Origin of the sequence: Agathobaculum sp. (genome assembly GCF_050946325.1) — a bacterium.
In the GTDB taxonomy this organism is placed as follows: Bacteria; Bacillota; Clostridia; order Oscillospirales; family Butyricicoccaceae; genus Agathobaculum.
This window is the reverse complement of record NZ_JBMNUP010000060.1, coordinates 1-9865: the sequence shown is the minus strand read 5'-3', so window position 1 is coordinate 9865 and position 9865 is coordinate 1. Positions and strand designations below refer to the sequence as shown.

The window sequence follows — 9865 nt, the reverse complement described above, 5'->3', positions numbered from 1 at the left end:
TACCGAACGATGTTTGCCGCCCGTACACCCGATGCTGACGACAACGTTAGCCTTGCCCTCCGCCACATAGCGCGGCATCAGAAAATCCACCAGTTCATAAAGGCGCTTGAGCAGTGCATCCGCCTCACCGCCCTGGAACACATAATCGCGCACATCGGGGTCGGTGCCGTTTTTCTCGCGCAGGCTCATCTCATAATATGGATTGGGCAGAAAACGCACATCGAACACCAGGTCGGATTCATTTGGAATGCCGTATTTAAAACCAAACGACTGCACGATGACCTCGAACGCGCCGCCGTTATCCTTGCCTCCAAACAGCGTAATCAGGCGCTCGCGCAGCCCTGCGACGGACAGGCCGGTCGTATCCACTACAAAATCAGCCCGTGTTTGCAGCGCAGACAGCATCTGACGCTCTTTTTCTATCGCGGCCGTCATTGATATGCCCTTATCCATCAGCGGATGTTTGCGCCGCGTTTCCTTATACCGGCGAATCAGCGTCGGCGTGTCGGTATTCAAAAACAGGATGCGGTAATCGCAGCCCATATCGCGGATCGAATCGAGCGAATCAAACAGTTTCTGAAAATCGCCGCCCGCGCGCACATCGGTCACCAGCGCAACGCGCTCATAGCGCTCTGTGGCAGCCAGACAAATCTCTGCAAAGCGCGGAATCAGTGCAATGGGCAGATTATCGACGCAATAATACCCCAGATCCTCAAACGTCGCAACCGCGCGGCTCTTGCCTGCGCCCGACATGCCGGAAACAATCAAAAAATACATAGTTTCATCCCCTGACCGCTGCAATTTCTATCTGTCAAATGATGCGCACCTCGCACTCCAATGCAACGCCAAACCGTTCCTGTACCGTTTTCTGCACCAGCGCAATCAGGCGCAGCATATCCTCACACGTCGCGCCGCCGCGGTTGATCAGAAAGCCCGCATGTTTTTCCGAAACCTGCGCTGCGCCGACCGAAACGCCCTTCAGCCCCGCGTCCTCAATCAGCCGGCCTGCAAAGTACCCCTGCGGCCGTTTAAAAGTCGAGCCGGCAGAAGGATAGTTCAGCGGCTGCTTATCCCGTCTGCGCTGTGCCAGGTCCGTCATTTTATCCAAAATGGCGGCAGGGTCTCCGGGCGCAAGCTGCATGGTCGAGCGCACGACCGTCCAATCCGGATGATCGCGGAAAATGCTGCGGCGGTAATCAAAACCGTGCGCCGCACCCTCCAGCGTGTGCATCTCACCCTTGCCATCCAGATAGTCTGTTCTGCAAACAATGCCCGCCATCTGTCCGTCATAAGCGCCCGCGTTCATAAACACCGCACCGCCCACGCTGCCCGGGATACCTCCCGCGAACTCTACGCCGGTCAGTCCCGCGCGCTGCGCTTTACGCGCCACACGGCTGAGCAGCGCGCCTGCGCAGGCGGTCAGCGTACCGTCTTCCCCGGTGCGCACATCGTCCAGTTCGGCAGTGCAGATTACCGCCCCGCGAACACCCGTATCCCGCACCAGCATATTGGAGCCGTTGCCGAGCAGCAGGGTCGGCACTTCCATACCGCGCAGCACTGCAACCGCAGCAGATAGCTCCTGCGCTGTCCTGGGCAGCAGGAACAGGTCGGCCGGTCCGCCAATGGCAAAGGTTGTATGACGGCTCATGGGTTCGTTTTCCCATATCTCTATATCAGGCGCGGCGCTGCGCAGCGCCGCCTTACATGCATTCATAGTCTCCATAGACTCCTCCGAAACATCTTCAGGCAATATATCGTTATTATATCAAATGATACGGCAAAGTGCAAACAAAAGGCACCCCCGCAGGAGTGCCCGTTTGCTGCGTTTTTCCGCCTTTTTATTCCATTGCCTCGCCCAGCAGCAGCGAACCTTCCGACAAATCGTTCATCGCAGTCATCAGCTTATCGTTCGCATCCTCCGCTGCCTGCCGGAGCACATCGTCCTCTGTTTCACCGGCTGCCGCAAGAATAATATCCATATAATCTGCCATCGCCTGACAGCCCGAGCTGAGCTTTTCATGCGCCTCCGCATACGCTGCGGGCGGAACAAGCGCGGCAAAGTCCAGCATCGGCTGCTTGAGTTCGTCCACCAGGGCCTGCGCGGCCTGTTCGTCCGTGATTTCGTTTTCCTGCGCAGCCGTCTGCAGTTTATACATCTCAATATTCAGCGTATCCACTGCATCAATGTATTCCTGCTCGCTCAATGCGCCTTCAGCCTGCTGCGCCTTCTTTTCACCGCAGGCGCACAGTGTCAGCGTCAGCGCTGCCGCCATAATGGCAGCAAGCAGCCGCTTTGATCGTTGTAGCATATCCGTTTTCCTTTCTTCCGCCGCGCGGCAGTATGCGCATCAGTGGAACCATACTTCCTCATGCTCTCCGCGCCGCGGACGGTCCAGCAGCAGCCGAACTGCGTCCTGTACGGGAATTTCATGATACAGCAGGTCATACATCGCCTCGGTGATCGGCATGGATACCCCCTGCTGTTTTGCAAGGTGATAGCCGGCTTCGGTGGCATAATATCCTTCCACCGTCGCGCCAACCTCCGCCATGGCCTGCTGCGCGGTCTTGCCCTGTCCAATCAGGATGCCCGCCCGCCGATTGCGCGAATGCATCGAACAGCAGGTAACAATCAAATCGCCCACGCCGGAAAGGCCGGCAAACGTCTCTTTCTTTGCGCCCAGCGTAACGCCAAGCCGTGCAATCTCCGTCAGTCCGCGGGTCATAAAAGCGGCCTTGGAATTGTCCCCCAGCCCCAAGCCGTCCGATATGCCGGCACCGAGCGCGATGATGTTCTTAAACGCGCCGCCCAGCTCTGCACCGATAATATCCGACGAGGTGTATACGCGGAAATACACGTCGTTCATAAACGCTTCCTGCGTCAGTTCCGCCGCCGCACGGCATTCCGAAGCCGCCACAATCGCCGTTGGAATGCCGCGGGCAACTTCCTCCGCATGGGTAGGCCCTGTCAGCGCAACCACCGGATTCTTTCCGCCCATCGCGCGGCTGATCGTCTGCGAAAAGCGGCAGTATCCGTTTTTGGAATCCAGCCCCTTGCCCACATTGACAATCACCGTATCTGCCGGCACAATACCGGCAAGCTGTTCTGCGGTGGAAGCAACCGCAAAGGAGGGCACCGCCATCACAACCAGGTCGGCCCGCGCCGCGCCGGACATATCAGTAGTGATTGCAATGCCATCCGGAATTTTTACACCGGGCAGCAGTTTTTCGTTGGCCCGCTCGCGGCGCAGTAAACTGCACTCCTCCTCAAAAAAAGTCCAGGAGGTCACCTGATGTCCATTCTGATGCAGCAGGATAGCCAGTGCAATACCCCAGCCGCCGGTACCCAGTACAAATACGTTCATTTTTGGCTCCCTTCTCCGTCCGCAGCAGACTTTTCAATCGTCTTCTGGCTTTTAAACGAGAATTTATTTTCTTTCCCCTGTAAAATGCGGGCAATATTGGACCGGTGCATGAAAACCACCGCCGCCGCCATGCCAAATGCCATCGCCGTCAGCGTCGTATCACGGTAGAAGATAAAGGTTGTAATCGGAAAGCTGATTGCGCCAAGAATCGAACCGAGCGAAATCCACTTTGTCAAAATCACCGCGCCCATAAACAGCACAAGTGCCACCAGAAACACGCGCCAGTCAAACAGGGCCAGCATAACCGCGCCTACCAGTACGCCCTTGCCGCCGCGAAAACCAAAATACAACGGAAACATATGCCCAAGAATCACAAAAATACCTGCAACCAGCTTGCCAATCGGTCCCGCAAGCAGCATGCCGATGGAAACCGCCGCAGCGCCCTTGGCAATGTCCCCAAGCAGGACAAACAGCGTTTTCCCCGCGCCCATTGTGCGATAAGCGTTGGTCAAGCCGGCATTCCCGCTGCCATATTCCCGAATATCCTTGCCGAGTGTTACCTTGCATACAATAATGGCAAAGCTCAGTGAGCCAAGCAGATACGCGCTGACCGCAATGATTGCAAAATGCGCAACCGTCATATTGTCATCCCCCAGATGTGATAGTTTATTCCTTGTCTCCCCGCTGGCGCACGATCATGCGGACCGGTGTGCCCGTCAGGCCGAACACCTCGCGAATCTGGTTTTCCAGGTACCGCTGATAGGAAAAATGAAACAGACGCGCGTCATTGCAGAAGCAGACAAACGTCGGCGGGCAGGTCGACGCCTGCGTCATATAATAAATCTTCAGGCGGCGGCCCTTGTCCGTGGGCGGCTGCACGCGCGCAGTCGCCTCAGCCAGGATCGAGTTGAGCTGGCCGGTCGGGATACGCATATGATTCTGCGCATAGACCTCCTGGATCAGCGCAAACAGCTTATCCACACGCTGCCCCGTCTGCGCCGAAATAAACAGCACCGGCGCATAGGGCATATAGGCCAGCCCCTCACGCACACGAAGCGTATGCTCCTTCATCGTGCCGCCGTCCTTATCGACCAGGTCCCACTTATTGACTACAATGATGCAGGCTTTGCCTGCATTATGGGCCTCGCCGGCAACCTTGGTGTCCTGTTCGGTCACGCCCTCGGTCGCGTCAATCATGATGACGCAGACATCCGACCGCTCAATCGCCATCAGCGAACGCATCACCGAATACTTTTCAATCTTCTCATCCACCCTGCTCTTTCTGCGGATACCTGCCGTATCAATAAAGGTGAATTTGCCATAAGCATTGTCCAAATCGGCATCCACACTGTCGCGCGTCGTGCCGGCAACGTTGGAAACGATCACGCGCTCCTCCCCCAGCACACGGTTGAGCAGGCTTGATTTGCCCACATTGGGCTTACCGATCAGCGCCACACGGATGCGCTCCTCATCTTCCTCCGTCTCATCGGCAGGCGGAAAATGCTCATACGCCGCGTCCAGCAGCTCGCCTACGCCATATCCGTGCAGCGCGGAAATGCCATATGGCTCACCCAGGCCGAGATTATAAAACTCATAAAACTCTGCCGGAGGGTCGCCCGGCTTATCGCACTTATTGACAGCCAGCACCACCGGCTTGCCTGCGCGCAGCAGCATTGCAGCCACATCCTGATCGGCCGCAGTAATGCCCGTGCGCAAATCGGTAATCAGTATAATAACGTCTGCGTTGTCAATCGCCGTCTCCGCCTGATAACGCATGAACTGCAAAATCTCATTGTCATTTGAAGGCTCAATACCGCCCGTATCGACAACCATGAAATCACGGCCGCGCCAATCGCTGTCCGCATACAGGCGGTCGCGCGTCACACCCGGCGTGTCCTCCACAATCGAAAGGCGCTTGCCCGCCAGACGGTTGAACAACTGGCTTTTGCCGACGTTCGGACGGCCGACAATCGCCACAATCGGTTTTGGCATATCTGTATTCCTCCCTTTCCTGGGATTATTCTTCAAAAATTTTGGCCAGCAGGTCGGCTCCGTCAATCTCCACCGGTACCACGGCTACGCCGAGCGCCTCTTCCACCTGCTGCGGAGTATAGTCGTCCAAAAAAACATCTCCGCCGTCACGCAGCATATTGGCGGAAATCAGTACGCGCTCTCCAAGCGCCTGCCCGCGCAGCTGCGCAATCAAATCCTGCCCGGTAATCAGTCCGGCCACCGAAACGCGGTGTCCGAAAAAATCGTTGCGGATGGCGACAACCTTTCCTTTTAAATTATCGCATGCCGCGGCGGCTTCGTCAAGCAGCGCCGTCAGGGAAGGCGCCGCAGCCGTCCCCGTCGCAATCGTAAACGGTCTCGCCGTGCGGCCGGCATAATCGGGCAGCGCCAGACGAAATTCTTCCATGAACAGCGGCAGCATACCGATACCGTTTTCAAACTGCGTAAATTCCTCATAATAATCGGTATCCGGCAGCGGTCTCTCTGCCTTCAGATACAGCTCGTCCCCGCACCACACAAGGCGGGTGCCCAGTTCTCTTCTGCATGCTTCGGCAAACGGCTCAACAATGTCCAAAATAGCCTCCGCACAGGGCTTATCCGTCGGCTCCAACGGATAAAGCCCCTCTCTGTGGTCGGTCATGCCGAAAGGAACCACCGAAATTGTATTGACCGCCGGATAGAGCTTTTTCAGGTCGTGCAACGAACGCCTGAGCTCCTCCCCGTCGTTCAGTCCCTTGCAGACGACAAGCTGACAGTTCATCGAAATGCCGCCCTCGGCAAAGCGCTCCATAATCTTCAGTGACTCTCCCGCCCGCTTATTTTGCAGCATTTTAACGCGCAGCGCGGGGTTGGTCGTCTGCACCGAGATATTGACCGGCGATATATGCATCCGCAGAATACGCTCCACATCCGCCTCGGACAGATTGGTCATCGAAATATAGTTGCCCATCAGAAACGACATCCGCGCGTCGTCATCCTTGACATACAGCGTATCCCGCATGCCCCTGGGGAGCTGGTCAATAAAACAGAACACGCATTGATTCGAGCAGCGCTTCATCCCGTCCATCAGATAGTGCTCAAAATTCAGTCCGAGCGGTTCCCCTTCCCGCTTGCGTACGCGCACCTCGCGCACCGTCTGTCCATCCGCTTCCAGCACCTGCAATACAAGCCTTGCATCATAGCTGTAAAACTTGTAGTCCAGCACATCGCGAATGGCCGTCCCGTCAATCTGCAGCAGTGTTTCCCCTGCTTTCATCCCAGCGCGCGCCGCGGGGCTGCCCGCGTCAACGCTTACAATTTTGGACGCCATGAGACGGCCCCCTTTCTTCCTTAAAACGTGATATTACCCTGCCCCAAAACATGCCCAATAAACAGCACTGCACAAAAAAATGGAGAAAGCAGGCCGCCTTCCCCATTTTTTGTTCTGTTTTTAGCCTTACGCTTCCTTGACGGCTACAACCTCACGGCCGTTGTAATAACCGCAGGCCTTGCACATTCTGTGCGCCAGCTTCATCTCGCCGCACTTCGGGCACTTGGTCATGCCGGGCAAAGAGAGCTTCCAGTGGGAGTTACGGCGCTTGTCGCGGCGGGCTTTAGAAATTTTCCCCTTCGGTACTGCCATAGTGGATACACCTCCTACTCTATCGTCTGTGTTTGTTTGACAAAATCAGTTATCCCTGTCTGCGTCAGAGTCAAGCAGGGCGCGCAGCGCGGCAAAACGAGGGTCAATCTGCTTGCTCTCGCAGTCGCATGCGACCTCGTTGCGGTCTGCGCCGCAGTGCGGACAAAGGCCTTTACAATCCTCTCTGCACAGATACGTCATCTGCACCTGAAGAATCAGCGCGGGTACAAAAACGTCCGCCGTATCCACGCTATCGCCGGTCAGCACAAAAAGATCATCGTCCTCCTCCGCGTCAGGCTCGTCCGTCAAAACGGTATCAACCCTGGCAGATAAAGGTACGTCCAACGGTTTCAGACAGCGGGCGCAGGCGGTAGAATATACAGTCTGCACGGTGCCGGTCATGCGCAGCACACCGGATTCGCTTGTGATTTCCCCGTTAATCTGAACCGGATTCTGAAACGGTTTTGCGCCATAAAGCGTCTCCCCGCGCAGGTCCAGCGATTCGGAAAAGGGAACACGTCCAGCAGATAAACCGGCCAGCTTTTTTAAATCAATCTTCATGGTAACCTCACATGGTACTAAAACAGTATACTACACCAACATGCACTTTGTCAACCAGAAAATACAGCAAAAGCTGCTTATTCCCCGCGCCTGCGGGCAGGGAAAAAAGGCTCCGCCCCTTTTGAGGGGGCAGAGCCTTTCCGATCAACCAGCGATTAAACGCCTGCCGCGCCGAGCAGCCGCGGCACACAGAGAATAATATCCGGCACATAGGTGAGCAGGAACAGCACACCGAAGAGCAGAATACACCATGGCCAAACCTCTTTACAGTAATCCTCAAACGAGCATCCTGTGATCGAGGTGGAAACGAACATCATCGCGCCAAACGGAGGCGTAACGCCTGCGATGGTCAGGTTGATACACATAACGATACCGAAGTGAATCAGGTTAACGCCCAGAGACTGCGCCGCCGGTACAAGCAGCGGAGCCAGCAGGATCATTGCCGCGCCGCCCTCGAAGAACATACCGACAATAATCAGCAGTACGTTAACGAGCAGCAGGAACTGCCACTGCGTATGGCAGATGGACAGAATCGCCTCGGAAATGATCATCGGGATACGTTCCCAGGTCAGGAACTTACCAAACGCCAGGGAAGCGCAAATGATGAACATAATACCGGAAGTCGCTTCTACGGACTCGCGGATAATCGGGATCATCATCTTGGGCTTGATGGTGCGGTAAATCAGAGCACCAACGAGCAGCGCGTAAACGATGCACATAGCACCGGCTTCGGTGGGGGTGAACACGCCCATACGAAGACCCATAACCAGGCCGAAGGGCAGGAACAGCGCCCAGATGGACTGCTTCAGGTTCTGCGCAAATTCCTTTGCGGTACCAAAGCGCTCACGGGTTGCCTTATAGCCGCGCTTACGGGCCATGTAGCCGCCCATAACCATCTCAGCCGCCATGATCAGAGCGCCGGGCAGGTAGCCAGCATAGAACATGGAAGCGATGGAAACGCCGGACGCCGTAGCGTACAGAATCAGGCAGATTCCGGGAGGGATGATCGGGGTGATACAGGACGAAACAACGGTTACAACCGTAGAGAACGCATTGGAGTAACCCAAGCGGTTCATCTGCGGAACCAGCATCTTGGACTGCATCGCAGCGTCTGCGTTTGCAGAGCCAGACAAACCGCCCATCAGAGCGGAAAGAACGATGTTAACCTGTGCCAGACCGCCGGCAAACTTACCAACGATCAGTTCGCAGAGGTTCATCAAACGTTCGGTGATACCAGAGTAGTTAAAGATAACGCCGGCAGCCGTAAAGAACGGAATTGCCAGGTAAGTAAACGACGTTGTACCGGAAATCATGTTCTGAACTACCATGTCCGTAGTCATGGAGCCCGGGTTGAGCATGAAGTACATCAGAGTGGAGGTCGCCAGAGAGAAGGCAACCGGAATTTTCATAAAGAGCAGGACGAACAGAACAGCAATCGGAAGCCATACTGTAAATGCCATTGCTCATACCTCCTTACATAATCAAAATCGTGTGTTCAACTTAAGCGCGGTCCTCAAGCTTCGCCTCAGCAAATTCCTTGCCGGTGATGGACCAGTACAGGAAGCGAATCGTGTACAGGGTCATGACAAAGAACGCCAGGAAAGCCGGGAAATCCATAAAGGTATACGGAATACGGAGCGCCGCGGTCGGACGGATCCACGCTTCGATCGTAAGGATGCCTGCGTAGTAGGTAAAAATCGCATTTACAACCAGCAGAACGACGAAGTTGATGACATGGATGATGCGCTTGCCGCCCTTGGGCAGACGGTCAACGATAACGTCAATCGAAATCATCGCCTGGTTTTTGTACAGAGTGCAGATGCCGAGGAATACGGACCAGGAGAAGCCCAGGTACGAAACTTCCTCTGCCCATGCAAAAGATTTACCGAAAATGAATCGCGCAATTACGTTGACAATGATCGCCAGACACATAACCGCAAAAGCAACGCATGCGATATACATTTCCCAGTCATCAAGGAACTTCTTGATGCCTGTCTTTTCGTTTTTATCCACGAAATGTTTCACGCCTTTCTTTCATAAAGAGCCTTGCGAATGGAATAATGCTGTAACCATAATGGGAAGATACGGGCAAGCCGTACCCGCGCCGCCAAACCAGTTCCCCCGTTTCGACGGCGCGGAATACAACCCTCGCCCAACTAAATTTCAGTCAGCGAACTGTTGAATCAGAGAAAGCTTACGCAATCGCCTCGTTGATGCGATCGATCAGGCCTTCGCGCCACTCGGGGAACTGCTTCGGAACGTTCTCCATGGAGTAGTTGCGCCACTCTTCGATAGCAGCCTCATCCGG

The 9865-nt window shown here is 55.3% G+C and carries 11 protein-coding genes; all 11 read right to left on the bottom strand.

Annotation, left to right across the window (positions count from 1 at the left end):
* The coding region (gene rapZ / locus ACOYIE_RS06300) for an RNase adapter RapZ (protein ID WP_433411488.1) at positions 1-777 on the bottom strand (777 nt) is incomplete at its 3' end.
* Positions 778-811: 34 nt separating this feature from the next.
* Positions 812-1714 (bottom strand): UDP-N-acetylmuramate dehydrogenase, encoded by a 903-nt coding sequence (murB, locus tag ACOYIE_RS06295; protein WP_433411486.1) that lies wholly within the window; start codon positions 1712-1714, stop codon positions 812-814.
* Positions 1715-1838: 124 nt separating this feature from the next.
* Complete coding sequence (locus tag ACOYIE_RS06290; RefSeq protein WP_433411484.1) at positions 1839-2309, bottom strand: hypothetical protein; 471 nt, start codon at positions 2307-2309, stop codon at positions 1839-1841.
* A 39-nt stretch (positions 2310-2348) separates the two neighbouring features.
* The gene (locus ACOYIE_RS06285; protein ID WP_433411482.1) at positions 2349-3362 is read right to left on the bottom strand and encodes an NAD(P)H-dependent glycerol-3-phosphate dehydrogenase; all 1014 of its coding nucleotides are present in this window, start codon (positions 3360-3362) and stop codon (positions 2349-2351) included.
* On the bottom strand, positions 3359-4003 hold the full coding sequence (plsY, locus tag ACOYIE_RS06280; RefSeq protein WP_433411480.1) for a glycerol-3-phosphate 1-O-acyltransferase PlsY: 645 nt from the start codon (positions 4001-4003) through the stop codon (positions 3359-3361). Before plsY ends, ACOYIE_RS06285 begins: the two co-directional genes overlap by 4 nt.
* 25 nt (positions 4004-4028) lie before the next feature.
* On the bottom strand, positions 4029-5354 hold the full coding sequence (gene der, locus ACOYIE_RS06275; RefSeq protein WP_433411478.1) for a ribosome biogenesis GTPase Der: 1326 nt from the start codon (positions 5352-5354) through the stop codon (positions 4029-4031).
* 25 nt (positions 5355-5379) lie between these two features.
* Positions 5380-6684, bottom strand: a complete 1305-nt coding sequence (locus tag ACOYIE_RS06270; protein ID WP_433411476.1) for a DUF512 domain-containing protein — start codon at positions 6682-6684, stop codon at positions 5380-5382.
* Positions 6685-6810: 126 nt separating this feature from the next.
* Positions 6811-6996, bottom strand: coding sequence for a 50S ribosomal protein L32 (rpmF, locus tag ACOYIE_RS06265; protein WP_433411475.1), 186 nt, complete (start codon positions 6994-6996; stop codon positions 6811-6813).
* 45 nt (positions 6997-7041) lie between these two features.
* Positions 7042-7557: a YceD family protein gene (locus ACOYIE_RS06260; protein WP_433411473.1), complete on the bottom strand. Its 516-nt coding sequence runs from the start codon at positions 7555-7557 to the stop codon at positions 7042-7044.
* A 155-nt stretch (positions 7558-7712) separates the two neighbouring features.
* Positions 7713-9017, bottom strand: a complete 1305-nt coding sequence (locus ACOYIE_RS06255) for a TRAP transporter large permease (RefSeq protein ID WP_433411471.1) — start codon at positions 9015-9017, stop codon at positions 7713-7715.
* Positions 9018-9057: 40 nt separating this feature from the next.
* Positions 9058-9570 (bottom strand): TRAP transporter small permease, encoded by a 513-nt coding sequence (locus ACOYIE_RS06250; protein ID WP_433411469.1) that lies wholly within the window; start codon positions 9568-9570, stop codon positions 9058-9060.
* Between the last annotated feature and the right edge of the window lie 295 nt (positions 9571-9865).

Coding starts and splice junctions, on each gene's coding strand:
- murB (WP_433411486.1), bottom strand. CDS start 1,714: ATGAATGCATGTAAGGCGGCGCTGCGCAGCGCCGCGCCTGATATAGAG.
- ACOYIE_RS06290 (WP_433411484.1), bottom strand. CDS start 2,309: ATGCTACAACGATCAAAGCGGCTGCTTGCTGCCATTATGGCGGCAGCG.
- ACOYIE_RS06285 (WP_433411482.1), bottom strand. CDS start 3,362: ATGAACGTATTTGTACTGGGTACCGGCGGCTGGGGTATTGCACTGGCT.
- plsY (WP_433411480.1), bottom strand. CDS start 4,003: ATGACGGTTGCGCATTTTGCAATCATTGCGGTCAGCGCGTATCTGCTT.
- der (WP_433411478.1), bottom strand. CDS start 5,354: ATGCCAAAACCGATTGTGGCGATTGTCGGCCGTCCGAACGTCGGCAAA.
- ACOYIE_RS06270 (WP_433411476.1), bottom strand. CDS start 6,684: ATGGCGTCCAAAATTGTAAGCGTTGACGCGGGCAGCCCCGCGGCGCGC.
- rpmF (WP_433411475.1), bottom strand. CDS start 6,996: ATGGCAGTACCGAAGGGGAAAATTTCTAAAGCCCGCCGCGACAAGCGC.
- ACOYIE_RS06260 (WP_433411473.1), bottom strand. CDS start 7,557: ATGAAGATTGATTTAAAAAAGCTGGCCGGTTTATCTGCTGGACGTGTT.
- ACOYIE_RS06255 (WP_433411471.1), bottom strand. CDS start 9,017: ATGGCATTTACAGTATGGCTTCCGATTGCTGTTCTGTTCGTCCTGCTC.